The 26,431-nt window shown below is 41.3% G+C and carries 31 protein-coding genes, 1 pseudogene and 1 other annotated feature; of the genes and pseudogenes, 24 read left to right on the top strand and 8 right to left on the bottom strand.

All coding sequences use genetic code 11. The features are described 5' to 3' along the window. The first annotated feature begins 166 nt into the window (after positions 1 to 166). The 8 genes from msrB (at position 167) to HMPREF3057_RS09155 (ending at position 8,749) form a co-directional block, all read left to right on the top strand. Positions 167 to 1,105 (top strand): peptide-methionine (R)-S-oxide reductase MsrB, encoded by a 939-nt coding sequence (msrB, locus tag HMPREF3057_RS09190; RefSeq protein ID WP_070697321.1) that lies wholly within the window; start codon positions 167 to 169, stop codon positions 1,103 to 1,105. A gap of 59 nt (positions 1,106 to 1,164) precedes the next feature. After that, positions 1,165 to 2,889 carry an ABC transporter ATP-binding protein gene (locus HMPREF3057_RS09185; protein WP_049479487.1) on the top strand — a complete coding sequence of 575 codons (1,725 nt, stop codon included), beginning with the start codon at positions 1,165 to 1,167 and terminating at the stop codon, positions 2,887 to 2,889. Position 2,890: 1 nt separating this feature from the next. Beyond that, the gene (locus HMPREF3057_RS09180; RefSeq protein WP_070697318.1) at positions 2,891 to 4,639 is read left to right on the top strand and encodes an ABC transporter ATP-binding protein; all 1,749 of its coding nucleotides are present in this window, start codon (positions 2,891 to 2,893) and stop codon (positions 4,637 to 4,639) included. Positions 4,640 to 4,743: 104 nt separating this feature from the next. Continuing rightward, positions 4,744 to 6,003, top strand: coding sequence for a TRZ/ATZ family protein (locus HMPREF3057_RS09175; protein WP_070697316.1), 1,260 nt, complete (start codon positions 4,744 to 4,746; stop codon positions 6,001 to 6,003). Positions 6,004 to 6,065: 62 nt separating this feature from the next. After that, positions 6,066 to 6,201 (top strand) — a sequence feature (ribosomal protein L10 leader region). A gap of 38 nt (positions 6,202 to 6,239) precedes the next feature. After that, positions 6,240 to 6,740, top strand: a complete 501-nt coding sequence (gene rplJ / locus HMPREF3057_RS09170; protein ID WP_001287273.1) for a 50S ribosomal protein L10 — start codon at positions 6,240 to 6,242, stop codon at positions 6,738 to 6,740. A gap of 74 nt (positions 6,741 to 6,814) precedes the next feature. Next, complete coding sequence (gene rplL, locus HMPREF3057_RS09165; protein ID WP_001196964.1) at positions 6,815 to 7,183, top strand: 50S ribosomal protein L7/L12; 369 nt, start codon at positions 6,815 to 6,817, stop codon at positions 7,181 to 7,183. A gap of 232 nt (positions 7,184 to 7,415) precedes the next feature. After that, on the top strand, positions 7,416 to 8,318 hold the full coding sequence (locus tag HMPREF3057_RS09160) for a DUF2268 domain-containing putative Zn-dependent protease (protein WP_070697313.1): 903 nt from the start codon (positions 7,416 to 7,418) through the stop codon (positions 8,316 to 8,318). 62 nt (positions 8,319 to 8,380) lie between these two features. Further along, on the top strand, positions 8,381 to 8,749 hold the full coding sequence (locus HMPREF3057_RS09155) for an EXLDI protein (RefSeq protein ID WP_070697311.1): 369 nt from the start codon (positions 8,381 to 8,383) through the stop codon (positions 8,747 to 8,749). A gap of 160 nt (positions 8,750 to 8,909) precedes the next feature. On the opposite strand, the gene HMPREF3057_RS09150 is transcribed toward HMPREF3057_RS09155, so the two are convergent. Beyond that, entirely contained in the window at positions 8,910 to 9,395 is a 486-nt protein-coding gene (locus tag HMPREF3057_RS09150) for a GNAT family N-acetyltransferase (RefSeq protein WP_070697309.1), read from the bottom strand. A 31-nt stretch (positions 9,396 to 9,426) separates the two neighbouring features. Continuing rightward, on the bottom strand, positions 9,427 to 10,773 hold the full coding sequence (gene gdhA, locus HMPREF3057_RS09145; protein ID WP_070697307.1) for an NADP-specific glutamate dehydrogenase: 1,347 nt from the start codon (positions 10,771 to 10,773) through the stop codon (positions 9,427 to 9,429). Positions 10,774 to 10,977: 204 nt separating this feature from the next. On the opposite strand from gdhA, the gene HMPREF3057_RS09140 reads away from it, so the two are divergent. From HMPREF3057_RS09140 to HMPREF3057_RS09110, 7 genes are all read left to right on the top strand, one after another. Then, positions 10,978 to 11,913 carry a dihydroorotate oxidase gene (locus tag HMPREF3057_RS09140; RefSeq protein ID WP_070697304.1) on the top strand — a complete coding sequence of 312 codons (936 nt, stop codon included), beginning with the start codon at positions 10,978 to 10,980 and terminating at the stop codon, positions 11,911 to 11,913. Positions 11,914 to 11,945: 32 nt separating this feature from the next. Then, positions 11,946 to 12,983 (top strand): DNA polymerase III subunit delta, encoded by a 1,038-nt coding sequence (gene holA / locus HMPREF3057_RS09135; RefSeq protein ID WP_000879622.1) that lies wholly within the window; start codon positions 11,946 to 11,948, stop codon positions 12,981 to 12,983. Between the two features lie 69 nt (positions 12,984 to 13,052). Continuing rightward, on the top strand, positions 13,053 to 13,658 hold the full coding sequence (gene sodA / locus HMPREF3057_RS09130; RefSeq protein ID WP_000974732.1) for a superoxide dismutase SodA: 606 nt from the start codon (positions 13,053 to 13,055) through the stop codon (positions 13,656 to 13,658). Positions 13,659 to 13,813: 155 nt separating this feature from the next. After that, positions 13,814 to 14,344, top strand: coding sequence for a YutD family protein (locus tag HMPREF3057_RS09125; protein WP_001224366.1), 531 nt, complete (start codon positions 13,814 to 13,816; stop codon positions 14,342 to 14,344). Positions 14,345 to 14,364: 20 nt separating this feature from the next. Further along, a complete protein-coding gene (gene rlmN / locus HMPREF3057_RS09120; protein ID WP_000804762.1) occupies positions 14,365 to 15,450 on the top strand; it encodes a dual-specificity RNA methyltransferase RlmN in 1,086 nt (361 codons plus the stop codon). A gap of 1 nt (position 15,451) precedes the next feature. Beyond that, entirely contained in the window at positions 15,452 to 15,931 is a 480-nt protein-coding gene (locus HMPREF3057_RS09115; RefSeq protein ID WP_000163100.1) for a VanZ family protein, read from the top strand. A gap of 1 nt (position 15,932) precedes the next feature. Further along, complete coding sequence (locus HMPREF3057_RS09110; protein WP_049520695.1) at positions 15,933 to 17,474, top strand: ABC-F family ATP-binding cassette domain-containing protein; 1,542 nt, start codon at positions 15,933 to 15,935, stop codon at positions 17,472 to 17,474. Between the two features lie 42 nt (positions 17,475 to 17,516). On the opposite strand, the gene HMPREF3057_RS09105 is transcribed toward HMPREF3057_RS09110, so the two are convergent. After that, positions 17,517 to 17,756, bottom strand: a complete 240-nt coding sequence (locus HMPREF3057_RS09105; protein WP_000600216.1) for a zinc-ribbon domain-containing protein — start codon at positions 17,754 to 17,756, stop codon at positions 17,517 to 17,519. Positions 17,757 to 17,783: 27 nt separating this feature from the next. Beyond that, complete coding sequence (locus HMPREF3057_RS09100; protein WP_049479508.1) at positions 17,784 to 18,590, bottom strand: peptidylprolyl isomerase; 807 nt, start codon at positions 18,588 to 18,590, stop codon at positions 17,784 to 17,786. Between the two features lie 217 nt (positions 18,591 to 18,807). On the opposite strand from HMPREF3057_RS09100, the gene rpsP reads away from it, so the two are divergent. The 7 genes from rpsP (at position 18,808) to HMPREF3057_RS09065 (ending at position 21,917) form a co-directional block, all read left to right on the top strand. Further along, positions 18,808 to 19,080 (top strand): 30S ribosomal protein S16, encoded by a 273-nt coding sequence (gene rpsP, locus HMPREF3057_RS09095; RefSeq protein WP_000268760.1) that lies wholly within the window; start codon positions 18,808 to 18,810, stop codon positions 19,078 to 19,080. Positions 19,081 to 19,099: 19 nt separating this feature from the next. Continuing rightward, positions 19,100 to 19,339 carry an RNA-binding protein KphA gene (kphA, locus tag HMPREF3057_RS09090; RefSeq protein ID WP_000379615.1) on the top strand — a complete coding sequence of 80 codons (240 nt, stop codon included), beginning with the start codon at positions 19,100 to 19,102 and terminating at the stop codon, positions 19,337 to 19,339. A gap of 41 nt (positions 19,340 to 19,380) precedes the next feature. After that, positions 19,381 to 19,725, top strand: coding sequence for a MazG nucleotide pyrophosphohydrolase domain-containing protein (locus HMPREF3057_RS09085; protein ID WP_049479677.1), 345 nt, complete (start codon positions 19,381 to 19,383; stop codon positions 19,723 to 19,725). 25 nt (positions 19,726 to 19,750) lie between these two features. Continuing rightward, entirely contained in the window at positions 19,751 to 20,266 is a 516-nt protein-coding gene (locus tag HMPREF3057_RS09080) for a hypothetical protein (protein ID WP_049479705.1), read from the top strand. A 73-nt stretch (positions 20,267 to 20,339) separates the two neighbouring features. Next, positions 20,340 to 20,858, top strand: coding sequence for a ribosome maturation factor RimM (gene rimM / locus HMPREF3057_RS09075; protein WP_049479678.1), 519 nt, complete (start codon positions 20,340 to 20,342; stop codon positions 20,856 to 20,858). After that, positions 20,848 to 21,567 (top strand): tRNA (guanosine(37)-N1)-methyltransferase TrmD, encoded by a 720-nt coding sequence (gene trmD / locus HMPREF3057_RS09070; RefSeq protein WP_049479679.1) that lies wholly within the window; start codon positions 20,848 to 20,850, stop codon positions 21,565 to 21,567. The genes rimM and trmD overlap by 11 nt, the downstream gene beginning before the upstream one ends. A gap of 11 nt (positions 21,568 to 21,578) precedes the next feature. Then, positions 21,579 to 21,917: an ATP cone domain-containing protein gene (locus HMPREF3057_RS09065; protein ID WP_049490156.1), complete on the top strand. Its 339-nt coding sequence runs from the start codon at positions 21,579 to 21,581 to the stop codon at positions 21,915 to 21,917. A 27-nt stretch (positions 21,918 to 21,944) separates the two neighbouring features. On the opposite strand, the gene HMPREF3057_RS09060 is transcribed toward HMPREF3057_RS09065, so the two are convergent. Continuing rightward, complete coding sequence (locus HMPREF3057_RS09060) at positions 21,945 to 22,265, bottom strand: hypothetical protein (protein ID WP_049520699.1); 321 nt, start codon at positions 22,263 to 22,265, stop codon at positions 21,945 to 21,947. 103 nt (positions 22,266 to 22,368) lie between these two features. On the opposite strand from HMPREF3057_RS09060, the gene HMPREF3057_RS09055 reads away from it, so the two are divergent. Beyond that, a complete protein-coding gene (locus HMPREF3057_RS09055; RefSeq protein ID WP_000807419.1) occupies positions 22,369 to 22,587 on the top strand; it encodes a YdbC family protein in 219 nt (72 codons plus the stop codon). Positions 22,588 to 22,620: 33 nt separating this feature from the next. Here HMPREF3057_RS09055 and HMPREF3057_RS09050 read toward each other — a convergent pair whose 3' ends face one another. The 3 genes from HMPREF3057_RS09050 to gor all read right to left on the bottom strand — a co-directional run bounded on the left by HMPREF3057_RS09050 (position 22,621) and on the right by gor (position 25,597). Further along, positions 22,621 to 23,178: a TetR/AcrR family transcriptional regulator gene (locus tag HMPREF3057_RS09050; RefSeq protein ID WP_070697302.1), complete on the bottom strand. Its 558-nt coding sequence runs from the start codon at positions 23,176 to 23,178 to the stop codon at positions 22,621 to 22,623. A 391-nt stretch (positions 23,179 to 23,569) separates the two neighbouring features. Then, positions 23,570 to 24,106, bottom strand: a complete 537-nt coding sequence (locus HMPREF3057_RS09045) for a biotin transporter BioY (RefSeq protein WP_042768991.1) — start codon at positions 24,104 to 24,106, stop codon at positions 23,570 to 23,572. 144 nt (positions 24,107 to 24,250) lie between these two features. Further along, positions 24,251 to 25,597 (bottom strand): glutathione-disulfide reductase, encoded by a 1,347-nt coding sequence (gene gor / locus HMPREF3057_RS09040; RefSeq protein WP_070697300.1) that lies wholly within the window; start codon positions 25,595 to 25,597, stop codon positions 24,251 to 24,253. A gap of 267 nt (positions 25,598 to 25,864) precedes the next feature. Here gor and HMPREF3057_RS10090 point away from each other — a divergent pair. After that, positions 25,865 to 26,431 (top strand): annotated as a pseudogene (locus tag HMPREF3057_RS10090) (efflux transporter periplasmic adaptor subunit); the annotation flags it as partial.

Raw genomic sequence — 26,431 nt, 5'->3', positions numbered from 1 at the left:
TTTTGAGGTTGTGGATAGAACTGACGAAGTTAGCTCAAAATATTGTTTTGAGGTTGCGGGTAGAACTGACGAAGTCAGTCACATATATATTCTAAGGTGACGCTGACGTGGTTTGAAGAGATTTTCGAAGAGTATTAGTTAAAAACTTGATAAAGGAGAAATAAAGATGTCAGAAATTTATCTAGCAGGTGGTTGTTTTTGGGGCCTAGAGGAGTATTTTTCACGAATTTCTGGAGTGCTAGGAACCAGTGTCGGCTACGCTAATGGCCAAGTCGAAACGACCAATTACCAGTTGCTCAAGGAAACAGACCATGCAGAGACTGTTCAAGTGATCTATGATGAGAAAGCAGTGTCACTCAGAGAGATTTTGCTTTATTATTTCCGAGTCATTGATCCCTTGTCTATTAACCAGCAAGGGAATGACCGTGGTCGCCAATATCGAACGGGGATCTATTACCAAGATGAAGCAGACTTGCCAGCTATCTACACAGTGGTGCAGGAGCAGGAGCGTATGCTGGGTCGAAAGATTGCAGTAGAGGTGGAGAAACTTCGCCACTACATTTTAGCAGAAGACTACCATCAAGACTATCTCAAGAAAAATCCTTCCGGTTATTGTCATATCGATGTGACCGATGCTGAGAAGCCATTGATTGACGCAGCCAACTATGAAAAACCTAGTCAAGAGGTGTTGAGGGAGAGCTTAACTGAGGAATCCTACCGTGTCACCCAAGAAGCTGCTACAGAGGCGCCATTTACCAATGCTTATGACCAAACTTTTGAAGAGGGGATTTATGTAGACATCACGACAGGGGAGCCACTCTTTTTTGCTAAGGATAAGTTTGCCTCAGGTTGTGGTTGGCCAAGTTTTAGTCGTCCGATTTCTAAGGAATTAATTCACTATTACAAGGATTTGAGCCATGGAATGGAGCGAATCGAGGTTCGTTCTCGGTCAGGAAATGCTCACTTGGGTCATGTCTTTACAGATGGACCTCAGGAGTTAGGTGGCCTGCGTTACTGTATTAATTCTGCCTCCTTGCGCTTTGTAGCCAAGGATGAGATGGAAAAAGCAGGATATGGCTATCTATTACCTTACTTAAACAAATAAAACTGAGAGGGTGGGGCTTCCCACTTTCTTCATTTCCAGAATAAGAATAGAAGGGATTTATGAAACACTTACTATCTTACTTCAAACCCTACATCAATGAGTCGATTATAGCACCCTTGTTCAAGCTACTAGAAGCTGTTTTTGAGCTCTTGGTTCCCATGGTGATTGCTGGGATTGTTGACCAGTCCTTGCCTCAGAGAGATCAAGGCCATCTCTGGATGCAGATTGGCCTGCTCCTTATCTTTGCAGTGATTGGCGTTTTAGTGGCCTTGGTAGCTCAGTTTTACTCAGCCAAGGCAGCGGTTGGGTTTGCCAAAGAACTGACAGACGACCTTTATCGTCATATTCTTTCCCTACCCAAGGATAGCAGAGATCGTCTGACAACTTCTAGCTTGGTGACTCGCTTGACTTCGGATACTTACCAGATTCAGACTGGGATCAATCAATTCCTGCGCCTCTTTTTGCGAGCTCCCATTATCGTTTTTGGGGCTATCTTTATGGCCTATCGCATATCGGCTGAGCTAACTTTCTGGTTCTTAGTTATGGTTGTCATTTTGACGATTGTCATTGTCGGTCTCTCTCGACTGGTCAATCCTCTCTACAGCAGTCTCAGAAAGAAAACGGATCAGCTGGTTCAGGAAACGCGCCAGCAATTACAAGGCATGCGAGTTATTCGTGCTTTTGGTCAGGAAAAACGAGAGTTACAGATTTTTCAAACCCTTAACCAAGTTTATGCTAGATTGCAAGAAAAGACGGGTTTCTGGTCTAGTTTGTTAACACCTCTGACCTATCTGATTGTTAATGGAACTCTTCTCGTCATCATCTGGCAGGGCTATATTTCAATTCAAGGAGGTTTACTCAGTCAAGGTGCCCTCATTGCCCTCATCAACTATCTCTTGCAAATCTTGGTGGAATTGGTTAAGCTTGCCATGCTGATCAATTCCCTCAACCAGTCCTATATCTCAGCCAAGCGAATTGAGGAAGTTTTTACCGAAGCTCCAGAAGATATTTTTTCAGAATTAGAAGAAAAGCAAGCTACCGGTGATCGTGTTTTGCAAGTCAAAGAATTAACCTTTACCTATCCTGATGCGGCCCAGCCTTCTCTGAGAAACATTTCCTTTGATATGAATCAAGGGCAGATCCTTGGTATCATCGGGGGAACTGGTTCAGGTAAATCAAGCTTGGTGCAAGTCTTACTTGGTCTTTATCCAGCAGACAAGGGGAGCATTGACCTTTATCGAGATGGATGTAGTCCTCGTAATCTTGAGCAGTGGCGGTCTTGGATTGCCTATGTACCTCAAAAAGTCGAACTTTTTAAAGGAACTATTCGTTCCAACTTGACTCTAGGTTTCAATCGAGAAGTGTCTGACCAAGAACTTTGGCAGGCCTTGGAAATTGCGCAAGCTAAGGATTTTGTCAGTGAAAAGGAAGGACTTTTGGATGCCCTAGTTGAGGCAGGAGGACGAAATTTCTCAGGTGGACAAAAACAAAGGCTATCTATTGCCCGAGCAGTCTTGCGACAAGCTCCATTTCTCATCCTAGATGATGCGACCTCGGCCCTGGACACCATCACTGAGTCCAAGCTCTTGAAAGCTATCCGAGAGAATTTACCTAACACGAGCTTAATCTTGATTTCTCAACGAACGTCTACACTTCAGATGGCTGACCAGATTCTCCTCTTGGAAAAAGGTGAGTTACTAGCTGTTGGCAAGCACGAGGAATTAATGAAGACTAGCCAAGTCTATCGCGAAATCAATGCATCCCAACATGGAAAGGAGGACTAGCATGAAACGACAAACCGCAAACCAGACGCTCAAACGTTTGGCCATAGATTTAGCAAACCATCCTTTCCTCCTTTTCCTTGCCTTTCTAGGAACTATTGCCCAAGTTGCTTTATCGATCTATCTACCTATCTTGATTGGGCAGGTCATTGACCAGGTCCTAGTAGCTGATTCTTCACCAGTTTTTTGGCAGATTTTTATCCAGATGATCTTGGTAGTTATAGGAAATACACTGGTACAATGGGCCAATCCTCTTCTTTATAATCGTCTAATCTTCTCTTATACCAAAGACTTGCGAGAGCGAATCATTCATAAGCTCCATCGTTTACCGATTGCTTTTGTGGATCGGCAGGGCAGTGGAGAGATGGTCAGTCGTGTGACCACAGACATAGAACAGTTGGCAGCTGGTTTGACCATGATTTTCAATCAATTTTTCATTGGCGTTTTGATGATTTTGGTTAGTATTCTAGCCATGCTCCAAATTCATCTCCTTATGACCCTCTTGGTCTTGCTGTTGACACCCCTGTCCATGGTGATTTCACGTTTTATTGCTAAACGCTCTTATCATCTCTTCCAGAAGCAAACAGAGACGAGGGGGATTCAGACTCAGTTGATTGAAGAATCACTTAGCCAGCAGACCATTATCCAGTCCTTCAATGCTCAGACAGAGTTTATCCAAAGACTGCATGTGGCTAATGCCAACTATGCAGGCTATTCTCAGTCAGCTATCTTTTATTCCTCAACGGTTAATCCTTCGACTCGCTTTGTCAATGCGCTCATTTATGCTCTTCTAGCTGGAGTGGGAGCCTATCGTATCATGATGGGTTCAACTTTGACCATTGGGCGTTTAGTGACTTTTTTGAACTATGTCCAACAGTATACCAAGCCCTTTAATGATATTTCTTCTGTTTTAGCTGAGTTGCAAAGTGCTCTCGCTTGCGCAGAGCGTGTCTATGCTGTTTTAGAAAGTCCTGAGGTTGCTGAAACAGGTAAGGAAGTCTTGACCAGTGACCAAGTTAAGGGAGCCATTTCCTTTAAGCATGTTTCTTTTGGATACAATCCTGAAAGGATCTTGATTAAGGATTTGTCTATCGATATCCCAGCTGGTAGCAAGGTAGCCATCGTTGGTCCGACAGGTGCTGGTAAGTCAACTCTTATCAATCTCCTCATGCGTTTTTATCCTATTAACTCGGGAGATATCTTGTTAGATGGGCAATCCATTTATGATTATACCCGAGCGTCATTGAGACAGCAGTTTGGGATGGTACTCCAAGAAACCTGGCTCAAGCAAGGGACCATTCATGACAATATTGCCTTTGGAAATCCTGATGCCAGTAGGGAGCAGGTGATTGCTGCCGCAAAAGCAACCAACGCAGACTTTTTCATCCAACAGTTGCCACAGGGATACGATACCAAGTTGGAAAATGCAGGAGAATCTCTCTCTGTCGGTCAAGCCCAGCTCTTGACCATCGCCCGAGTCTTTCTAGCTATTCCAAAGATTCTTATCTTAGACGAGGCGACTTCCTCCATCGATACACGGACAGAGGTGCTAGTACAGGATGCCTTTGCCAAACTCATGAAGGGGCGCACAAGCTTTATTATTGCTCACCGTTTGTCAACCATTCAGGATGCGGATTTGATTCTTGTCTTGGTAGATGGTGACATTGTGGAGCATGGTAACCATCATGATCTCATGGATAGAAAGGGCAAGTATTACCAAATGCAAAAAGCTGCGGCCTTTAGCTCTGAATAAGTCATTCCTACCCATTTAAATTCTTAATGACACTAAAAGTTGCCTTCGGGTGACTTTTTTGTTACAATAGCTAGAAAAAATCAAGGTCTTAGAAGGAGAAAACAATGAAAGTCTATCAGCATGTAAATATCGTGACTTGTGACCAAGATTTCCATGTTTATTTGGATGGTGTCTTAGCCGTTAAGGATTCTCAAATCGTCTATGTCGGCCAAGAGGAGTCAGAGATTTTAGAGCAAGCTGAGCAGATTATAGACTATCAGGGAGCCTGGATCATGCCTGGTTTGGTTAATTGCCACACCCATTCTGTCATGACAGGTTTGCGAGGAATTCAGGATGACAGCAATCTCCACGAATGGCTCAATGACTATATCTGGCCAGCAGAAGCAGGATTTACTCCCGATATGACTACCAAGGCAGTCAAAGAAGCTCTGACAGAGATGCTCCAGTCAGGAACAACAACCTTCAACGATATGTATAATCCCAATGGTGTGGATATTGAGCAAATTTATCAGGCAGTTAAGGCTTCCAAGATGAGTTGTTATTTCTCACCGACCCTCTTTTCTTCAGAGGCAGAAACAACTGCTGAGACCATAAGCAGAACCCGAGCCATCATAGAGGAAATCTTAGGATATGAAAACCCAAATTTCAAGGTTATGGTAGCTCCACATTCTCCCTACAGCTGTAGTAGAGACTTGCTGGAAGCGAGCTTAGATATGGCAAAAAAGCTGGACATTCCTATCCATATCCATGTGGCAGAGACCAAGGAAGAGTCAGGAATTATCCTCAAACGCTATGGCAAACGTCCCCTCGCCTTTCTAGAAGAACTGGGTTATTTAGATCATCCGTCTGTCTTTGCTCATGGGGTCGAGCTAAACGAGCGAGAAATTGAACGCTTGGCAACTTCTCATGTGGCAATCGCCCATAATCCTATCAGTAACCTCAAACTGGCCTCAGGGATCGCTCCAATCATCCAACTCCAAAAAGCAGGAGTAGCAGTCGGAATTGCGACAGACTCGGTTGCTTCCAATAACAATCTAGATATGTTTGAGGAAGGACGGACAGCAGCCCTTCTTCAAAAGATGAAAAGTGGAGATGCCAGCCAATTTCCTATCGAAACAGCCCTTAAGGCACTGACAATCGAAGGAGCTAAGGTTCTAGGAATGGAAAAGCAGATAGGAAGCCTAGAAGTTGGCAAACAAGCGGATTTTCTGGTCATTCAACCACAAGGAAAAATCCATCTCCAACCTCAGAAAAATATGCTCTCTCACCTCGTTTATGCTGTCAAATCCAGTGATGTTGATGATGTTTATATCGCTGGAGAACAGGTGGTTAAGCAAGGCAAAGTTTTGACAGTAGAGATTTAAAAAAATTTAAAAAAAGTTTGCAAAAATCTTGCATTCTTTTTTTGTCTATGCTATACTTATATACGGTTTGAAAAAAACTGCCTAAGACAGTAGGGGAGCTCGACTCATAAAGATCCTACCGAGGACAAAACGTATCATGTAAAAAGAAGCGTATTGTACTTTCGTGTCTAGGTTTGGGCGCGTTTTTCTTTTGGAAAAATTCCCCAAGCAAAATAATTACGGAGGTGAACACACTAATGAGTGAAGCAATTATTGCTAAAAAAGCGGAACTAGTTGACGTAGTAGCTGAAAAAATGAAAGCTGCTGCATCTATCGTCGTTGTAGACGCTCGTGGTTTGACAGTTGAGCAAGATACAGTTCTTCGTCGTGAGCTTCGTGGAAGCGAAGTTGAGTATAAAGTTATTAAAAACTCAATCTTACGTCGTGCAGCTGAAAAAGCTGGTCTTGAAGATCTTGCATCAGTATTTGTTGGACCATCTGCAGTAGCATTTTCTAACGAAGATGTTATCGCACCAGCGAAAATCTTGAACGACTTTGCTAAAAACGCTGAAGCACTTGAAATCAAAGGTGGTGCAATCGAAGGCGCTGTCGCATCAAAAGAAGAGATTCTTGCACTTGCAACTCTTCCAAACCGCGAAGGACTTCTTTCTATGCTCCTTTCTGTACTTCAAGCGCCAGTGCGCAACGTTGCTCTTGCAGTCAAAGCGGTTGCAGACAACAAAGAAGACGCAGCTTAATCTTAAGCTACGCAGCGTAGCCTAGCTACGGAAAAACGATTATAAAATTAAAAACTTATTTGGAGGAAATAACAATGGCATTGAACATTGAAAACATTATTGCTGAAATTAAAGAAGCTTCAATCCTTGAATTGAACGACCTTGTAAAAGCTATCGAAGAAGAATTTGGTGTAACTGCAGCTGCTCCTGTAGCTGTTGCTGCAGCTGGTGCTGCTGACGCTGGTGCTGCTAAAGACTCATTTGACGTTGAGTTGACAGCTGCTGGTGACAAAAAAGTTGGCGTTATCAAAGTTGTACGTGAAATCACTGGTCTTGGACTTAAAGAAGCTAAAGAACTTGTTGATGGTGCACCAGGTGTCATCAAAGAAGGCGTTCCAACTGCAGAAGCTGAAGAAATCAAAGCTAAATTGGAAGAAGCTGGAGCTTCAGTTACTCTTAAATAATAGAGCAACTACATTAGTAGCTTAAAAACATGATAAAACCGCTATTCTCAGGAGTAGCGGTTTTTTCTGTTACGATTTAAAATGGGTAAACCTACTTAAAATTATGGTCTGATACGAAAGTTCTAGTTTTTTTACTAACAATTACTAGAATCTTGATATAATTTCAATTTTCTTCTTGACTCTGACCTTAGGTAAGGGATTATACTAATAATAGATAAGAAAGGAGATTATTATGCAAATCAATATGATTCGTTCAGATAAAGTTTACCAAGAGATGCTCGAGCTTCCTTTAGAAAAGAGAGAAGGTTGCTTTCGAGCTAAAATATTAGCACCTTTTGCAACCAAATACCAAACGCAACACATTCCTCTGAAAGCAAAGTATCCTGGAGGATTTGATGCTCTTTTCCTACTTGGCTTTATGAATCAGTTACCCGCAACTCTCTCAGAAAAGGATAGACCAGCTATCGACTCTCTGAGCTCTGATCAACTCTGGCAGGACTGCCAGGATACCATCAAAAGGAGTATGGGGCTTTTTGAGCAGGCTGGCTATGACTTAGATGTTGAGGATTACCATTTTACTATTTTATTGGGCAATCCAGAAAAACCTATGCTACAGCTCAATAAGGGTTATAGCGGAGATGGAGGAATTCCAGGCTACCTCATGCTTAGTCTGCTACCAAATGACTATACTTTACCACGTGTGCAGGCTGCGTTGGCTCACGAGTGCAATCACAATGTCCGTTTCCAATTTATCAAATGGAACCAGCAGACGACACTAGCAGACTGGGTAGTCAGTGAAGGATTGGCAGAGTCTTTTGCTGCTGAGCTCTATGGCAAAGATCTCATTGGGCCTTGGGTCACTTCAACCAGTCCAGAGCAGTTAGAAGAGATTAAGCCCATCATCTCAAGTCAGCTTCAGCTAACGGGGATGGCGGAAATGGCACCATATCTCTACGGTGATGAAATAGCTAAGATACAGGGTCAGATGCCAGTTGGAATGCCTTATGCTGCAGGCTATGCTTATGGCTATCATCTGATACAAGCCTATCTGAAAATGACTGGCAAGACTATTATTGAAGCAACAGTGACGCCTACAGAAGAGATTTTAGAGGCGACTAAAGACTTTTGGAAATGACACTTTGGCTTGATAATCTGCCAGAATCTGATATAATGTAGGTAATTTCTGGAGGTGACTATATGTACTATAAAAGAGTTGAATTGAAAGTCAAAAATCAAGGTATCCATGAGCGTAAGATTTTTCAAGGTGTCAAGATTTTCAGTCGTAGCAAGCTGTCCAAAGATCAGAAAAGCATTCTGACGCAGAAGCTTTACCTTACTCCGAAGCAAAACATTGTTTACTATCAACGGACAGATGTCAATTATGACCAGAACTGGCATCATAATAAGGACTATTATGAACTAGCTTATGGCCAGTTGGACAGAGAGACGGTTTTTGAGGTTTGCCAAGATTTTGACGAACTAAGTCCTTTTCTGGAGAACGAGCTGCTGGAGAAGCTAAAAGAAAAGCAGTCAACAGGCAAATTTTTTGAAAAATTAGATATATAAAAATCCGGCTGCTTTTATAAGCAGTCGGATTTCTTCTAGTGTGATAGTGCTGAAACAATACCTTTACTATCATAGCCTTGGCTACATTTTTAAAAGTTGTTTTAGCTGTCTTGAGGAGCTTGATACTGATGTCCTCGAGTCGACCATAGTATACTGCCATCTATTCATCTGATAAGAGGGATTTTATCATCCAGATATTCATAGCTGGGTGGCCGACGGCGTTAGAAAGTGGTTCTTGCAGTGATGTGAAACCATAGTGCTGATAGATTGCCACAGCCGTAGCCAGTTCAGTAGAGGTTTCTAGATAAAGCTGTTCATAACCTGCTAAGTGGGCTTCCTGGAATATCCGTTTTATCAACCTGCTGGAATAACCTTTGCCACGGCTATTTTTAGTGACATACAGTTTTTGTAATTCAGTAATCTTATCGGACACAGGTGCAAAGCCACCACAGCCAACCAGCTGTCCTTCATCTTCCAGAACAAAGTAAGCTGCTCTCTCTTGCTGTTGATAATAGTCGGCCAAATGATCTAGATGAGAATCAAAGTAGACAGTTCCTGGTTTGTCAAGTCCGAATTCTTCTAGGCTGGCTCGAATGAGCTGCGCTACAGCTGAATTGTCTCTCACTTCCATTGGCCGTAAGTTCATCATTTGTCCTCCGATAGGATGTATCGACTAATTAAACAATACCTTGTGCAATCATAGCGTTTGCTACGTTTTCGAAGGCAGCGATATTTGCTCCTGCAAGGTAGTCAGTACCAAGTCCGTATGTTTCAGCAGTTGTTTTAGCTGTGTTGAAGATGTTTGTCATGATGTCTTTGAGGCGTCCATCAACTTCTTCACGTGTCCATGAGAGGCGAAGGCTGTTTTGGCTCATTTCAAGCGCTGATACAGCTACACCACCAGCGTTAGCAGCTTTGGCAGGTCCGTAAAGGATTCCGTTTTCTTTGTAGACTTTAATCGCATCAAGGTCACTAGGCATGTTAGCACCTTCAGATACACAGATAACGCCTTGAGCAACCAAACGTTTAGCTGCTTCACCGTTGATTTCGTTTTGAGTCGCACATGGAAGAGCGATGTCGTAGTTACCAGCGTAAGTCCATACAGAACCTTCATGGTAAGTAGCAGTTGCTTTCTCAGCTACATACTCAGTCAAACGAGCACGACGTTTTTCTTTAACATCAACCAAAAGATCGAAGTCAATACCATTTTCGTCGATGACATAACCGTTTGAGTCAGATACAGAGATGACAGTTGCACCAAGTTCAGTCGCTTTTTGAAGAGCGTATTGAGCTACGTTACCAGAACCTGAAATAACCACTTTCTTACCAGCAAAACTGTTACCATTAGCTTTGAGCATTTCTTCAGTGTAGTAAACCAAACCATAACCAGTTGCTTCTGGACGAATCAAGCTACCACCAAATCCAAGAGGTTTACCAGTCAAGACACCCGCATCAAATTGGTTAAGACGTTTGTATTGCCCGTAAAGGTAACCAATTTCACGTCCACCAACACCGATATCACCAGCAGGTACATCAAGAGATGGTCCGATGTATTTTTGCAATTCAGTCATGAAGCTTTGGCAGAAGCGCATCACTTCAGCATCAGTCTTCCCTTTAGGATCGAAGTCTGATCCCCCTTTACCTCCACCGATTGGAAGTCCAGTCAAAACGTTTTTAAAGATTTGTTCGAAGCCGAGGAATTTCAAGATCCCTTGGTTTACAGTTGGGTGGAAACGAAGTCCGCCTTTATATGGTCCAACAGCTGAGTTGAATTGAACACGGTAACCACGGTTGACTTGGACTTTACCTTCACGGTCAACCCAAGGAACACGGAAAGAAATCACGCGCTCAGGCTCAGTGATGCGTGCCAAGATGTTTTCTTCGATATACTCAGGGTGTTTTTCAAATACAGGTTCCAAAGTGCTGAAGAATTCTTCAACCGCCTGGAGAAATTCAGCCTCATGCCCGTTACGAGCTTTCACAGTTGCAAACACGCTTTGGATATAGTCTTTAGCAGATGTCATATCGTTCTCCTTTTGTTGTTATATTTTATTACATGAGCCATTATAGCAGAATTTTTTTTGAGTGTAAAGAAAAAAACAGAAATTTTCTAAAAATTCTTTCAATTTACAAAACCGAACGTTTTATATAGAAATTAGTTTCTCAAAGAGAAAATCTTAAAGTATGGTATAATATTAGAAATAAAAGGAATCTGGAGGATCAGAATCATGGTATCAACGAAAACACAAATAGCTGGCTTTGAGTTTGACAATTGCTTGATGAATGCAGCGGGTGTGGCTTGTATGACGATAGAAGAGCTTGAAGGGGTCAAAAACTCAGCAGCAGGAACCTTTGTCACGAAGACCGCGACCTTGGACTTTCGTCAGGGCAATCCTGAGCCACGTTACCAGGATGTTCCACTTGGTTCTATCAACTCCATGGGCTTGCCAAATAATGGCTTGGATTACTATCTGGACTATCTTTTGGACTTGCAGGAAAAAGAGCCAAACCGTACTTTCTTCCTATCTTTAGTCGGCATGTCTCCAGAAGAAACACATACCATCTTGAAAAAAGTTCAAGAGAGCGAGTTTAAAGGATTGACTGAGCTCAATCTCTCTTGTCCAAATGTTCCAGGAAAACCTCAGATTGCCTATGATTTTGAAACAACAGACCGTATCCTATCTGAAGTATTTGCCTACTTTACAAAACCTCTTGGTATCAAGCTCCCACCTTATTTTGATATTGTGCACTTTGATCAAGCGGCTGCTATTTTCAATAAATATCCGCTCAAGTTTGTTAACTGTGTTAACTCTATCGGAAACGGCCTTTATATAGAAGACGAGTCGGTCGTTATTCGTCCTAAAAATGGTTTTGGTGGGATTGGTGGAGAGTATATCAAACCGACTGCTCTTGCTAATGTGCACGCCTTTTACCAACGTCTCAATCCGCAAATCCAAATCATTGGAACGGGTGGTGTTCTAACGGGTCGTGATGCCTTTGAACGTATCCTCTGCGGTGCGAGTATGGTGCAAGTAGGGACCACTCTTCACAAGGAAGGCGTCGGTGCTTTTGAACGCATTACCAAAGAACTGAAAGCTATTATGGCAGAAAAAGGTTATGAGAACCTAGAAGATTTCCGTGGGAAATTGCGCTATATTGATTAAGTTTAATAAAAAATCAGAAGAAAGGAGAGAAGATGCTAGCCATTGAAGACAGTCAGAAGTTGACTTTATCAAATCTATCTAGCTTGAACCTATTTACAGGGACAGATCAGGGTCAGTTTGAAGTTATGAAGAGTCAAGTGTTGAAGCAGATTGGTTATGATCCAGCTGATCTCAATTTTGCTTACTTTGATATGAAAGAAGTAACTTATAAAGACTTAGAGTTGGAGTTGGTCAGTCTCCCTTTCTTTGCGGATGAGAAAATCGTAATATTAGACCATTTTGTCGATATCACAACAGCCAAGAAACGTTTTTTAACAGATGATGAGCTCAAGTCATTTGAGGCATACCTTGATAACCCTTCGCCAACAACAAAGTTGTTGATTTTTGCAGAAGGAAAGTTAGATAATAAAAGACGGCTGGTCAAATTGCTCAAACGAGATGCGACTGTCTTTGATGCTATTGAACCCAAGGAACAAGAACTCCGCCAGTTTTTCCAAAAATGGAGTCAGACACAAGGTCTGCAGTTTGCGGAAAAATCTTTTGAAAATCTACTCATCAAGTCTGGTTTTCAATTTAGTGAAATTCAGAAAAACCTCCTTTTTTTACAGTCTTATAAATCAGATGGCATGATAGAGGAGAAGGATATTGTCGAGGCTATACCAAAGACCCTGCAGGACAATATTTTTGATTTGACTCAGTTTATTTTAGCTAAGAAGATTGATCAGGCCCGTGACTTGGTTAGAGATTTGACCTTGCAAGGGGAGGACGAAATCAAGCTCATAGCTGTCATGTTAGGACAGTTTCGTACCTTTACCCAAGTGAAGATTTTATCAGAGACTGGTCAGACGGAATCGCAGATTGCAAGCAGTCTGGGAACTTACTTGGGGCGCAACCCTAATCCTTATCAAATCAAGTTTGCACTGAGAGATTCGAGAGGGATTTCCTTGGCCTTTCTCAAACGAGCGATTTCTTGTTTGATTGAAACAGACTACCAGATTAAGACAGGTGTCTATGAAAAAGGGTACCTGTTTGAAAAGGCACTTTTGCAGATCGCGGCAGAAGCAAATTGAGCAAAAAACTTGAAAAAAGAGGATGATTGCGTTATCATTTTCATATAGAAAGAAAAAGAGGTATTACAGATGGCTATTATCTTACCAGACCTTCCATACGCATACGACGCTTTGGAACCATACATCGATGCAGAAACAATGCACTTGCACCATGACAAACACCACCAAACTTATGTAAACAATGCAAATGCAGCTCTTGAAAAACACCCTGAAATTGGTGAAGACCTTGAAGCCTTGCTTGCTGATGTAGACTCTATCCCAGCTGATATCCGTCAAGCACTTATCAACAATGGTGGTGGACACTTGAACCACACTCTTTTCTGGGAATTGATGACTCCTGAGAAAACAGCTCCATCAGCAGAACTTGCAGCAGCAATCGACGCAACATTTGGTTCATTTGAAGAGTTCCAAGCAGCCTTTACAGCAGCAGCTACAACTCGCTTTGGTTCTGGATGGGCATGGTTGGTTGTCAACAAAGAAGGAAAGCTTGAAGTAACTTCAACAGCAAACCAAGACACACCAATCTCAGAAGGTAAAAAACCAATCTTGGGCTTGGACGTTTGGGAACATGCTTACTACGTGAAATACCGCAATGTACGTCCTGACTACATCAAAGCTTTCTTCTCAGTCATCAACTGGAACAAGGTAGACGAGCTTTACGCAGCAGCTAAATAATAAAATATGGAGGGAAGAATTGTTCTTCTCTTTTTAAAGTTATAAAGCAGAAGTCTGACAAAATCGTCAGACTTTTTTCATTTTTATGAGAAACGTGCTAACTGCTAGAAATTATGGTAAAATAGAGTGTTAAGTAATCGTGGAAAAGGAAGACTATGCGTAAAGAAATTGCACCTGAATTATACAACTATAACAAGTTTCCTGGCCCAGAATTTCATGTAAATGGGGATAAGGTTGAGACTGAAGGAATTGCTTTTACCTTGGTTGAAAATATCAAGGATGCTTTCGATGTGACAGTCTTTAATCAACGCTTTTCAGAAGTGTTGACCAAGTTTGATTATGTCGTGGGGGACTGGAGTAATGAACAGCTCCGCCTACGTGGTTTTTACAAAGACGATCGAACAGAGGAAAAAATTGAAAAGATCAGTCGCTTACAGGACTATCTTTTAGAGTACTGTAGTTATGGTTGTGCCTATTTTGTTCTAGAAAATCAAGCACCGAAACGGGCTTCATTTGACAAAAAAATGCGTAAAAAAGAGGAGGAAAACCTTCCTAGAAGAGGCAAGAAACCTTCGCAAAATAAGAGAAAACCAAATGCCGATAAGCGAAATAGACGTCGTCATAAGGACCAAAAGTCTCAGAAAGAGGACAAGGGACAGCGCCATTTTGTCATTCGTCAGAAATAGATAGAGAATAAGGAGAAGAGATGAAACCGTCTATTTATAGTTTAACACGTCAAACCATGCAAGAATGGGTTTTAGAACAAGGAGAAAAGAAATTCCGAGCAGATCAAATCTGGGAATGGCTCTACCGTAAACGTGTCCAGTCGTTTGAAGAAATGACCAACCTTTCCAAGGATTTGATTGCCAAACTCAATGACCAGTTTGTCGTAAATCCTTTGAAACAACGGATTGTACAAGAGTCAGCTGATGGTACCGTTAAGTATCTTTTTGAGTTGCCAGATGGCATGTTGATTGAGACAGTACTCATGCGTCAACACTACGGTTTGTCAGTCTGTGTGACCACTCAGGTTGGCTGTAATATTGGTTGTACCTTCTGTGCATCAGGCTTGATCAAGAAGCAACGTGACCTCAATAACGGGGAAATCGTAGCGCAGATCATGCTAGTTCAGAAATACTTTGATGAACGTGGCCAGGATGAACGTGTCAGCCATATCGTTGTTATGGGAATTGGTGAACCATTTGATAACTACAACAATGTATTAAATTTTGTTCGTACCATCAATGATGACAAGGGGATGGCTATCGGTGCTCGTCACATCACAGTTTCAACTTCAGGTTTGGCTCATAAAATTCGTGATTTTGCTAATGAAGGAGTACAGGTCAATCTCGCTGTTTCCCTTCACGCTCCCAATAATGAATTGCGTTCAAGCATCATGAAAATTAACCGTGCCTTTCCGATTGAAAAGCTCTTTGCAGCCATTGAGTACTATATCGAAACAACCAATCGCCGTGTGACCTTTGAATACATCATGCTCAATGAAGTCAACGACGGTGTTGAACAAGCCTTGGAGTTGGCTGAATTGCTCAAGAACATCAAGAAATTGTCTTATGTAAACTTGATTCCCTATAACCCTGTCAGTGAACATGACCAATATAGCCGTAGTCCTAAAGAGCGCGTGATGGCCTTCTACGATACCCTCAAGAAAAAAGGGGTCAACTGTGTTGTCCGTCAAGAGCATGGTACAGATATTGATGCAGCTTGTGGACAATTACGCTCCAATACAATGAAACGTGACCGCCAGAAGGCAGTCGCAGCGGTAAATCCATAAAATGACTAAAAAAAGAGAATTATTCTTAAGATTGGGAGTGGCTGTTTACAGCCTATGTATTGTCTGTTTTTGCTTCACTCCCCAGCCTCAACTTCCTACAGGAGTGGAAACTCCAGGTATTCAAACTTTTGGACGCCTGGTTTTTCTTTTAACTCCCTTAAACTCCCTTTGGAATCTGGGTGAAGTGACCAGTTTGGGACAAGTCCTTTGGATCTTTTTGCAGAACATTTTAAATGTCTTCTTGCTTTTCCCACTAGTCTTTCAACTGATTTATCTCTGTCCAAATTTACGACAAACGAAAAAAATCATCCTTCTCAGTTTTCTACTGAGTCTAGGAATTGAGTGCACGCAACTGGTCTTAGACTTTTTCTTTGATTTTAATCGCGTCTTTGAGATTGATGATTTGTGGACCAATACCCTGGGAGGCTATCTGGCTTGGGTCCTCTATAAAGGACTGCATAAAAACAAGATAAGGAATTAGAATGAGTATTTTAGAAGTTAAAAATTTAAGTCACGGTTTTGGTGACCGTGCAATTTTTGAAGATGTGTCTTTCCGTCTCCTCAAGGGAGAACATATCGGTCTAGTCGGTGCCAATGGTGAAGGAAAATCAACCTTTATGAGCATCGTGACTGGTAAGATGTTACCAGATGAAGGGAAGGTTGAGTGGTCTAAGTATGTGACTGCTGGCTACCTGGATCAGCATGCTGTGCTAAAGAAAGGTCAAACTGTGCGTGATGTTCTCCGTACGGCCTTTGATGAGCTATTTAATGCAGAAGCTCGTATCAATGACCTCTATATGGAAATGGCAGAAGACGGGGCGGATATTGATGCGCTGATGGAAGAAGTAGGAGAGCTCCAAGACCGTTTGGAGAGTCGTGATTTCTATACCTTGGATGCTAAGATTGATGAAGTTGCGCGTGCTCTCGGTGTCATGGACTATGGCATGGATACGGATGTAACCTCTTTGTCAGGTGGACAAAGAACAAAGGTGCTTTTAGCTAAACTCCTCCTTGAAAAGCCAGATATCTTATTGCTGGACGAGCCAACCAACTATCTGGATGCTGAGCATATTGACTGGCTCAAACGTTATCTCCAAAACTATGAGAATGCCTTTGTCCTTATTTCGCACGATATTCCTTTCCTCAACGACGTAATCAATATCGTCTACCATGTGGAAAATCAACAGCTGACGCGTTACTCTGGTGACTATTACCAGTTCCAAGAAGTCTATGCTATGAAGAAATCTCAACTGGAGGCAGCCTACGAACGCCAACAGAAAGAGATTGCAGACCTCAAGGATTTCGTGGCTCGAAACAAAGCGCGTGTTGCAACGCGTAATATGGCCATGTCCCGTCAAAAGAAACTCGACAAGATGGATATTATCGAACTGCAAAGTGAGAAGCCAAAACCATCCTTTGATTTCAAAACAGCTCGTACGCCAGGGCGTTTTATCTTCCAAGCCAAGGACTTGCAGATTGGTTATGATCGTCCTCTGACCAAATCCTTAAATCTTACCTTTGAACGCAATCAAAAGGTTGCCATTATTGGGGCCAATGGTATTGGGAAAACAACCCTCTTGAAGTCTCTCTTGGGCATTATTCCGCCAATCGCTGGGGAAGTTGAACGCGGTGATTACTTAGAACTTGGCTACTTTGAACAGGAAGTAGAAGGTGGCAATCGTCAAACACCACTAGAGGCTGTCTGGAATGCCTTTCCTGCCCTTAACCAAGCAGAAGTCCGTGCAGCCCTTGCTCGTTGTGGTTTGACAACCAAGCACATTGAAAGCCAAATTCAGGTCTTATCAGGTGGTGAACAAGCCAAGGTGCGTTTCTGTCTCTTGATGAATCGTGAAAACAACGTCTTAGTGCTGGACGAGCCGACCAACCACTTGGATATAGATGCCAAGGATGAACTCAAACGCGCTCTCAAAGAATACAAGGGATCGATTCTTATGGTTTGCCACGAACCAGACTTCTATGAAGGCTGGATGGACCAAATCTGGGACTTTAACAAGCTAACTTAAAAGCAGTAAAAAAGCCAAGTCGAAATGACTTGGCTTTTTTGACTAGTAATTTAAATAGCTTTCAACTTCAGATTTCTCAATTTCTTTACCGTAGTGGCAAATCGGACAAGAAACGAAGTAACTTTTACCATAAGGGAAAAGTGGAATCCAGTAAAGGGTGAACTTGCGCCCAGTTTCTACGATCTCCCAAGTGTCGACATTGTTACAGTGACCACATTCGATCGCAGTTTGCGTATGTCCCAAATCTTTTTGATAACCTTTAGAACCCCAAAATAAAATCATATCATCGTCTCCTTATCTGTTGATGGCTTATTTTTTACTGAAGTCGTAGTCTTTCACCACTTCTATACTATCAATGGTGATAGCAGACGTTGGTTTATCTTTCTCATCTTTTTCAGCCTTGGCAATCTTGTCAACGATATCCATGCCATCGATGACTTGACCAAAGACGGGGTGTTTGCCGTCTAGACTAGGATTTCCGCCCTCTTTATAGGCTTCGATGATTTTCTTTGGATACTTGCTAGTAGGGAGTTTAGCTGAAATATCTGTTGAGTTTTGGTTGATGAAGAACTGGCTACCGTTGGTGTTTGGTTGACCAGTGTTAGCCATAGCAAGGGCTCCTCGGATATTGTATAGGTAAGGGGAGATTTCATTTTTGAAACCAGTTCCCTTATCCTTCGTTTTATCCTTATCATGCCAGATAGATTGGCCACCTGTACCATCTCCCTTAGGATCTCCAGTTTGGACCATAAAGCCATCGATGACACGGTGGAAGGTGATGCCGTTATAGTAGCCTTCTTTGGCATGAGTGAGGAAGTTTTCAACTGCTAGAGGTGCTAGTTTTGGAAAGAGTTTGATGCGGATATCGCCTTGATTTGTGTGTAAAATGACCTCAGCTTCGTCTTCAGCAACTTCTTTAGAAAGTTGAGGGAAGTTGGCATTTTCATTGGTTAAAGCGTCATTCAAATCTTTGGCAGTCTGAGCAGCTGCTTTTGAGCTTTCTTCAGCAGAGATGCTGGAGTCGACATATTCATCACCACGGAGACCACGTTGGATACTAGTACATCCAGCAAGGGCTACAGTGGATAGTAAAAGAAGGGCTGCTAGTTTTTTCATTGTTAACCTCTCAAAAATTCATTTCTACCATTGTACCTTAAAAGGAGTTTGATTTCAAATGTAAAAGATTTTACTAAAAATTTCTAGTAGTTAAAAAAATTAAAACTCTGTCAAGTTTTTTTCTTGACACCTGTCAAAAATCTGCTATAATAGAACATGTGCTAAATAGCTCAGCTATTTCACCGAAATAAAAAAATAAGAAAAGAGACATTAAAAAATGGCAGTTAAAATCCGTTTGACTCGTATGGGTTCTAAGAAAAAACCTTTCTACCGTATCAACGTAGCAGACTCACGTTCACCACGTGACGGACGTTTCATCGAAACAGTTGGGACTTACAACCCACTTGTTGCTGAAAACCAAGTAACTTTGAAAGAAGACCGCGTTCTTGCATGGTTGGCTGATGGAGCTCAACCTTCAGATACAGTTCGCAACATCCTTTCAAAAGAAGGCGTATTGAAAAAATTCCACGATTCTAAATTCTCAAAATAAGTTTAAAGTAGGTTGACAGATGGATACGATTGAAAATCTCATTATTGCGATTGTGAAACCTTTGATTTCACACCCTGATGCCTTAACTATCAAGATCGAAGACACGCCAGAGTTTTTGGAGTATCACTTGGATCTTGACCAAAGCGATGTCGGTCGTGTTATCGGTCGTAAGGGTCGCACTATCTCAGCGATAAGAACGATTGTCTACTCTGTCCCAACTGAAGACAAGAAAGTAAGAATCGTTATCGATGAAAAATAAAGAAAGCGGGACAGATGTCTCGCTTTTTTGTGGAGGAGAAGATGAAGGATTTAACCTTTAGACAATTACAAGCTTACTTACTCGAACATTATCAGCAATCTCGAACCGAGGAAGGCCTCTTTATCAAGTTAGTGGAGGAAGTGGGAGAAGTAGCCGAGGTCTTGAATGGGCGCTCTGGTCGAAAAGAGGGCGTTCAGGACTCAAATGAGGAACTAGCCAAAGAACTGGCTGATATTATTCACTACACTGTCGCAATTGCGGCCATCAACGACATTGACCTAACCAAAACTATTTTTGACAAAGATAAGAAGGCTGCCATTAAGTACCAACATGAAAGAGATTTGGAGAGTTTTTTGAAGGGAGATTTGAGAAATATTGAACACTGATTATTTTTTAAAAATAGACTGGGCGATGTATATTGATTGGTTATTACGAATTATACAGATTTCGACTTTTATAGGTGTAATTTTAAAAATTAGTTTCCAGAATAAGGCCTATATTAATAATATCGAAATTCAGGCAATTAAACCAATCGAATTTGATTCCTTACATACGAGATTTCATCATGTTTATGAGTTTAAACATAATAAAAATGATAAACATTATAACCATTTGATTTTTTATCCAAAAGAAGTTGATATTGAAATTGTAGAATTTTATTCTTTAATCTATGATTCAAAAAGTAATCGTTTAGTCGTTCAAGATAAAATACATACAGTCAAAAATTTAAAAAATTATACATGCTTATTGATTCATACAAATTTACCTGAGACTATACCTAGTTTAAGAATGAAATGGAAGACAAGTCAAGGTCAAATTGGGGAGTATACATTTTATAGTAATATGTATAACGGGAATATAAATATTTCTTCTTTCAAATATAAATTAACATTAAAGAGGAAACTACTAGCAATTTTAGGATTATAGCTGATTTTCTCCAACTTGTGAAAATCCCTGGAACGTGATAAAATAAAGGATAGAAATAGATACAGGAGACAAGATGAACTACTTTAATGTTGGAAAAATCGTCAATACGCAGGGTCTACAGGGTGAGATGCGAGTCTTGTCTGTGACGGATTTTGCTGAAGAACGGTTTAAAAAAGGGGCAGAGCTGGCTTTATTTGATGAAAAAGATCAGTTTGTTCAAACAGTGACCATCGCAAGTCACCGCAAGCATAAGAACTTTGACATTATCAAATTCAAAGACATGTATCATATCAATGCGATTGAAAAGTACAAGGGTTATAGTCTCAAGGTCGCTGAGGAAGATTTGAACGATTTAGATGATGGAGAATTCTACTATCACGAGATTATCGGTTTGGATGTTTACGAGGGAGATAACTTGATAGGAACTATCAAGGAAATCCTACAACCAGGTGCCAACGATGTCTGGGTGGTCAAACGAAAAGGTAAGCGTGATTTGCTTTTACCTTACATTCCGCCAGTAGTTCTCAATGTTGATATTCCAAACATGCGGGTTCAAGTGGAAATCTTAGAAGGGTTAGACGATGAAGATTGATATTTTAACCCTCTTTCCTGAGATGTTTTCTCCGCTGGAACACTCGATTGTTGGGAAGGCTCGAGAAAAAGGGCTCTTGGATATCCAGTATCATAATTTCAGAGAATACGCTGAAAAGGCCCGTCATGTTGACGATGAGCCCTACGGAGGCGGTCAAGGAATGTTGCTAAGGGCTCAACCCATTTTCGATGCCTTTGATGCTATTGAAAAGAAAAATCCCCGCGTCATTCTTCTTGATCCTGCTGGGAAACAGTTCGATCAAGCTTACGCAGAAGATTTGGCTCAAGAAGAGGAACTGATCTTTATCTGTGGTCACTATGAAGGGTATGACGAGCGCATCAAGACCTTGGTAACCGATGAAATTTCCCTAGGAGACTATGTTTTGACTGGTGGTGAATTGGCGGCCATGACCATGATTGATGCGACTGTTCGCCTAATTCCTGAAGTGATTGGTAAGGAGTCTAGTCACCAGGATGATAGTTTCTCTTCAGGTCTTCTCGAATACCCCCAATACACTCGCCCTTATGACTATCGAGGTATGGTGGTACCAGATGTTCTCATGAGTGGACACCATGAAAAGATTCGCCAGTGGCGACTGTATGAGAGTCTAAAGAAAACCTACGAGCGCAGACCTGACCTGCTAGAAAACTATCAACTAACATCCGAAGAAGAAAAGATGCTGGCTGAAATCAGAGAAAACAAAGAATAAAGGAGAACCTTATGCAAGTAATCAAACGTAACGGAGAAGTTGCTGACTTTGATCCAGATAAAATTTACCAAGCTGTCCTAAAAGCAGCTCAGACAGTTTATGTTTTGACAGATGATCTACGTCAAAACCTAGCTCAAGTTACTAAAAAAGTAGTCTTGGACTTGGAAGAAGCAAAAGTAGAACGTGCGACTATCAGTATGATCCAATCAATGGTTGAAAATCGTTTGCTGGGAGCAGGTTACATCACCATTGCAGAGCACTATATCTCTTATCGCTTGCAACGTGATTTGGAGAGAAGTGGGTATGGTGAGCATATCGCAGTTCACCTTCATTTTGAACAAATCCGTTAAGAAAAAGAGTGGGATGCAATGAACATCTCACTCTTTCTTAAATAGATTTTTCTGTGCTTTTTCTACCGTAGAAGGGACAAAACGGATTCTCTTGATGTCACCAATCCGAATGATACGTGTCACATTTCTAGTGAAATTTTTGACAATAATCTGCTGACGACTGACATCATATTTGACAATATCACCCGTAAAACTTGTCTCAGCTAGTATGACATGAACAGCAGATTTTTTCTGGATAGCCTGCTCGATTGTAGCTGTTAGGGAGTTGTCTTCGGTTTGGTGAGGTTCGTCATTTCCATTGAGAAAACCCTGTAGTTTATCTAGTACAAGTTTAAATGTTTGTCTCATAAGATCCTCCCTTCTTATCTATCCACATTATATAAAATTTTCCTAAAAACCACAAGGTTTTTACGAATAGACTAGTGAAAGCATATCACATAAAGGAGTTAAAATGGCAGAATTTACATTTGAAATCGAAGAACACTTACTGACATTGTCTGAAAATGACAAAGGATGGACAAAAGAACTAAATCGCGTTAGCTTTAATGGAGCACCAGCAAAGTTTGATATTCGTTCTTGGAGTCCTGACCATACCAAAATGGGCAAAGGAATCACGCTTTCCAATGAAGAATTTCAGGTAATGGTCGATGCCTTTAAAGGGGGACAATAAAAAGAATCTTGAGTAGAACTCAAGATTCTTTTTTTAGGATACAATATAGTCACACAGAGAAGTCTTAGACAATTGAATGAAAGTCTCTCTATACTCTTCAGGTGGTATTGGATTATCTTTACGAATCCAGACTTCGATGAAAGAGATTGCCATGGTCGTAATGATATAAGCGATGTCTTCTTTACTAAAATTATATTTCAGTTGGTAATTGACATTCTTTAGTACCCACTCAGAGTACGTTCCACGCAGAAACTCCTTCCAACATGGGTCGACTTGTGTGGTATACAAGGTGTTAACAATTTCTTTTTTTTCGTATATGAGCGGAAGTATATAGTCTGCTAAAAAGCTAACAGGATCTCCATCGTTGTTAGGGCAGTACTTATTAAAGACGTTAAAAATGTGCTGATTGGTTTCTTCGTGAATGTACTCAATAATATCTTCAAAGTTGTTAAAATGCTTTTGATAAATCGCTTGTCGTGAAATACCAGCTTCAGCAGCAATTTCAGTCATTGTAAAGGAACTACGTTGAGGATTCTTCTTAGCTAGTGTGATGAGAGAACCAATGATTAGCTCACGAGTATTCTTTGCCATAGAATTACCTTTCTGTTTATAATTATTTATAATTATTTTTGTATTAAAAGAAATCAAAATGTTCAAGTTAATATAAATAATCAATGAACATTAAATTTACTGAATCTTTTAGGTAGCTCTATTGTATCACAAATAATTTATTAAATATAGTTCTATCAGTAAAAATGCGTTTTCTGAAAATATACAGTTATTAACCTTTCAAAATCAATGGAAGCTTATTTGGGTTGAATCAATCAGATTACTTTTCTACTTTGCATATCGTGAAAAGCTGTAATTTGAAGGATAAAACGATTAATATTCATACCGGTATAAGAATAGTCAAGTAGCTAAATAGTGTACAGTTGATTCTTAGAAAGGAAATAGTCCAGAACAATTGTTCTGGACTATTCTTTTATCTTGAAAAATATGGAAGGCTTTTCAATCGTTCTAGTAGGGGACGACCAATGAAACTAATGGCAATGATCTTACCAAGGTCAGGGAGGATAAAGGGAAGGACACCAACTGCAAGCGCCTTATCAAATGGCATCCCAGCAAGGAAGTGGAGGCTGAGAATACCTCCGACAAAGACGAGGGAGTCACCCAAGAGGTTAGCCAGGAAAATGCGAATGTAGCCACTATTTTGATGAATGAGATAAGATGTAAGTCCAGCATAAACAAGGTCGAACCAAAGATAGCCTGCACTTGGACCGACTAAAACGTGAAATCCAGCTCCTCCCCCTGCAAAAACAGGTAAACCAATGGAACCAAGCAGGAGATAGAGAGCTACAGATAGAACAGCTTCTCTGGGTCTAAAAACAGTAGCAATCAGACCAATTGCAAAGTTTTGCAAAGTAAAGGGTACAGGACCGATAGGGAGACTGATTTGTGCCAATACGGCAATGAGAGCAGCACCGATAGCAGGGATAGCATAGATATGAGCTTTTTTCAAAACTGTTAACCTCTTTTCAAAATTATAGTAACTATTATACTAATTTAGAAACAAAAGTCAACCTATTCTTCCAACTAAGGTAACAATTTTTGTAACAGCCGATTTTGCAAGTAAAAAGAGACCTCAAGAGGTCTATTGTGATAATTAGCGCATGGTTACAAATTCTTCTGAGGCAGTTGGGTGGATAGCTACTGTAGCATCAAAGTCTGCCTTGGTAGCTCCCATCTTGATGGCAACCGCAAATCCTTGAATCATCTCATCCACTCCGTAACCAAGTCCGTGAAGTCCAACAACTTTTTCGTCAGCACCGGCGGTGATGAGTTTGAAGCGAGATTCTTGACGATGGCTTGTAACGGCTGAGTACATGGATGCAAAGCTTGACTTGTAGACTTTGATGTTATCTTGGCCGTATTCTTTGATAGCTTGATCCTCGGTTAAACCAACCGTTCCGATTGCTGGGTGTGAGAAGACAACAGTAGGGATAGTCGTGTAGTCCATCTTGGCATTTGTTTTTCCGTTGAAAAGGCGTTCAGATAGGGTACGTCCTGCCTTGATGGCTACTGGAGTTAGTTCCTTCTCACCAGTAACGTCTCCGAGGGCATAGATACCATCTACAACTGTATTTTGATACTCATCCACTTGGATAAATCCACGTTGGTTGAGTGTAACTCCAGCCTTTTCTAACTCCAGTCCGTCTACATTTGGACGGCGGCCGGTAGCCCAGATAACTTGGCTTGCAGTGTGATTAGAACCATCTTCAAAATGAATCGTAATGCCTTGCTCTGATTCTTCTAGTTTGACTGGTACCTTATGGGTGTGCAAAGGAAGGCCTGTTTTTTCCATTTCATTGACAAGACCTTCAACGATGTAGCTGTCAAAAGTGCGCAAGGGACGATCACGACGGACAAACAAATCCGTTTTTACTCCTAGCGCGTGGAGAACACCTGCTAATTCAACGGCGATATAACCAGCTCCAAGAATCGCAACGGATTCAGGAAGCTGCTCCCAAGCAAAGACATCGTCTGAGCTACCACCGAGTTCAGCCCCAGGAATAGTTGGGATGCTTGGACGAGCGCCAGTCGCAATCACGATATGTTTGGCACGAATCAATTCGCCATTAACGCTGACCGTATGAGCATCAACGAAATGAGCACGACCTTCAATCAAATCAACACCGTTGCGCTTGAAACTTCCATCATAAGACGAGCGAGCGCGATCAATGTAGGCTTCACGGTTTTGACGAAGTTTTGCAAAATCAAACTGAACACCTGAACTTGTAAAACCATAGTCAGGGCCGTAGTGGTGGAAGCTTTCAGCGATTTGCGCTCCATACCACATGATTTTTTTAGGAACACAGCCAACGTTGACACAAGTTCCACCTAATTTTTTTTCCTCGATAACAGCAGCTTTAGCACCGTGTTCGCCAGCTCGGTTCATAGTGGCAATGCCGCCGCTCCCTCCACCGATGGCGATGATATCATATTCTCTCATAGAAAACTCCTTATAGCTTTGATAGTCATATTCTATCGTTTTTATTTTTTGAATGCAAAAATCTGCTACGGTAAAAAAATTATAAAAACGCTTGCCAAATTCCAAAAGATATTGTATTATATATCTAGCACAATAATCCAATAAACGAATACCGAACGAAATAATGATCCTGAACTGTCATTGTTTCCATCTGAACTGTCATTGTTTGGGATTGGTATTTCTGATATAATGGTTTTTTGTAAAGCAAAAGAATAAAGGAGCTTGAAAATGAAAAGAAATAAGAAGGCAAAAAAATGGCAATTATACACAGCGATTGGTGTTGCCAGTGCTATTGTTATCGGTGCTGCGGGGATTTTGATTTTTAGACAACCTTCCCAGTCAGCAGTCAAGGAGGAAACCTCTCATATCGTTACTGCTAAGGAAGGCTCCGTTGCTTCATCGGTTCTCTTGTCAGGTACCGTCACAGCAAAAAATGAACAATACGTTTATTTTGATGCTAGTAAGGGAGATTTAGATGAAATTCTCGTTTCAGTCGGGGACAAGGTCGAAGAAGGGCAAGCTTTGGTCAAATACAGCAGTGCAGATGCTCAAGCTGCCTACGATGCGGCTGATCGTGCAGTTGCAAAGGCAGACCGTCATATCGAGGAGTTAAATAAAGCTCGTGAAAATGCATCAGCTGTACCAGCTTCCCCACAAGTTCCAACAGAAGCTGGACTACCAGAACAAGCGCCAGCAGCGACTTCTTCAGTATCCTCTATTGACTCTCAAATCAGTGATGCCAAGGATAACCGTGCAGATGCTGTAGCTCAGCTCAACAAGGCTCAAGCTCAGCTA

The sequence above is a fragment of the Streptococcus sp. HMSC072D05 genome (assembly GCF_001815805.1).
Taxonomy (GTDB): domain Bacteria; phylum Bacillota; class Bacilli; order Lactobacillales; family Streptococcaceae; genus Streptococcus.
Note: the sequence above shows the minus strand (reverse complement) of the source record. Positions and strands in the feature narration are given on the sequence as shown.

What these genes read in the sequence shown, in the direction of transcription:
- msrB (WP_070697321.1), top strand. Translation starts at nt 167, where the DNA reads ATGTCAGAAATTTATCTAGCAGGTGGTTGTTTTTGGGGCCTAGAGGAG.
- HMPREF3057_RS09185 (WP_049479487.1), top strand. Translation starts at nt 1,165, where the DNA reads ATGAAACACTTACTATCTTACTTCAAACCCTACATCAATGAGTCGATT.
- HMPREF3057_RS09180 (WP_070697318.1), top strand. Translation starts at nt 2,891, where the DNA reads ATGAAACGACAAACCGCAAACCAGACGCTCAAACGTTTGGCCATAGAT.
- HMPREF3057_RS09175 (WP_070697316.1), top strand. Translation starts at nt 4,744, where the DNA reads ATGAAAGTCTATCAGCATGTAAATATCGTGACTTGTGACCAAGATTTC.
- rplJ (WP_001287273.1), top strand. Translation starts at nt 6,240, where the DNA reads ATGAGTGAAGCAATTATTGCTAAAAAAGCGGAACTAGTTGACGTAGTA.
- rplL (WP_001196964.1), top strand. Translation starts at nt 6,815, where the DNA reads ATGGCATTGAACATTGAAAACATTATTGCTGAAATTAAAGAAGCTTCA.
- HMPREF3057_RS09160 (WP_070697313.1), top strand. Translation starts at nt 7,416, where the DNA reads ATGCAAATCAATATGATTCGTTCAGATAAAGTTTACCAAGAGATGCTC.
- HMPREF3057_RS09155 (WP_070697311.1), top strand. Translation starts at nt 8,381, where the DNA reads ATGTACTATAAAAGAGTTGAATTGAAAGTCAAAAATCAAGGTATCCAT.
- HMPREF3057_RS09150 (WP_070697309.1), bottom strand. Translation starts at nt 9,395, where the DNA reads ATGAACTTACGGCCAATGGAAGTGAGAGACAATTCAGCTGTAGCGCAG.
- gdhA (WP_070697307.1), bottom strand. Translation starts at nt 10,773, where the DNA reads ATGACATCTGCTAAAGACTATATCCAAAGCGTGTTTGCAACTGTGAAA.
- HMPREF3057_RS09140 (WP_070697304.1), top strand. Translation starts at nt 10,978, where the DNA reads ATGGTATCAACGAAAACACAAATAGCTGGCTTTGAGTTTGACAATTGC.
- holA (WP_000879622.1), top strand. Translation starts at nt 11,946, where the DNA reads ATGCTAGCCATTGAAGACAGTCAGAAGTTGACTTTATCAAATCTATCT.
- sodA (WP_000974732.1), top strand. Translation starts at nt 13,053, where the DNA reads ATGGCTATTATCTTACCAGACCTTCCATACGCATACGACGCTTTGGAA.
- HMPREF3057_RS09125 (WP_001224366.1), top strand. Translation starts at nt 13,814, where the DNA reads ATGCGTAAAGAAATTGCACCTGAATTATACAACTATAACAAGTTTCCT.
- rlmN (WP_000804762.1), top strand. Translation starts at nt 14,365, where the DNA reads ATGAAACCGTCTATTTATAGTTTAACACGTCAAACCATGCAAGAATGG.
- HMPREF3057_RS09115 (WP_000163100.1), top strand. Translation starts at nt 15,452, where the DNA reads ATGACTAAAAAAAGAGAATTATTCTTAAGATTGGGAGTGGCTGTTTAC.
- HMPREF3057_RS09110 (WP_049520695.1), top strand. Translation starts at nt 15,933, where the DNA reads ATGAGTATTTTAGAAGTTAAAAATTTAAGTCACGGTTTTGGTGACCGT.
- HMPREF3057_RS09105 (WP_000600216.1), bottom strand. Translation starts at nt 17,756, where the DNA reads ATGATTTTATTTTGGGGTTCTAAAGGTTATCAAAAAGATTTGGGACAT.
- HMPREF3057_RS09100 (WP_049479508.1), bottom strand. Translation starts at nt 18,590, where the DNA reads ATGAAAAAACTAGCAGCCCTTCTTTTACTATCCACTGTAGCCCTTGCT.
- rpsP (WP_000268760.1), top strand. Translation starts at nt 18,808, where the DNA reads ATGGCAGTTAAAATCCGTTTGACTCGTATGGGTTCTAAGAAAAAACCT.
- kphA (WP_000379615.1), top strand. Translation starts at nt 19,100, where the DNA reads ATGGATACGATTGAAAATCTCATTATTGCGATTGTGAAACCTTTGATT.
- HMPREF3057_RS09085 (WP_049479677.1), top strand. Translation starts at nt 19,381, where the DNA reads ATGAAGGATTTAACCTTTAGACAATTACAAGCTTACTTACTCGAACAT.
- HMPREF3057_RS09080 (WP_049479705.1), top strand. Translation starts at nt 19,751, where the DNA reads ATGTATATTGATTGGTTATTACGAATTATACAGATTTCGACTTTTATA.
- rimM (WP_049479678.1), top strand. Translation starts at nt 20,340, where the DNA reads ATGAACTACTTTAATGTTGGAAAAATCGTCAATACGCAGGGTCTACAG.
- trmD (WP_049479679.1), top strand. Translation starts at nt 20,848, where the DNA reads ATGAAGATTGATATTTTAACCCTCTTTCCTGAGATGTTTTCTCCGCTG.
- HMPREF3057_RS09065 (WP_049490156.1), top strand. Translation starts at nt 21,579, where the DNA reads ATGCAAGTAATCAAACGTAACGGAGAAGTTGCTGACTTTGATCCAGAT.
- HMPREF3057_RS09060 (WP_049520699.1), bottom strand. Translation starts at nt 22,265, where the DNA reads ATGAGACAAACATTTAAACTTGTACTAGATAAACTACAGGGTTTTCTC.
- HMPREF3057_RS09055 (WP_000807419.1), top strand. Translation starts at nt 22,369, where the DNA reads ATGGCAGAATTTACATTTGAAATCGAAGAACACTTACTGACATTGTCT.
- HMPREF3057_RS09050 (WP_070697302.1), bottom strand. Translation starts at nt 23,178, where the DNA reads ATGGCAAAGAATACTCGTGAGCTAATCATTGGTTCTCTCATCACACTA.
- gor (WP_070697300.1), bottom strand. Translation starts at nt 25,597, where the DNA reads ATGAGAGAATATGATATCATCGCCATCGGTGGAGGGAGCGGCGGCATT.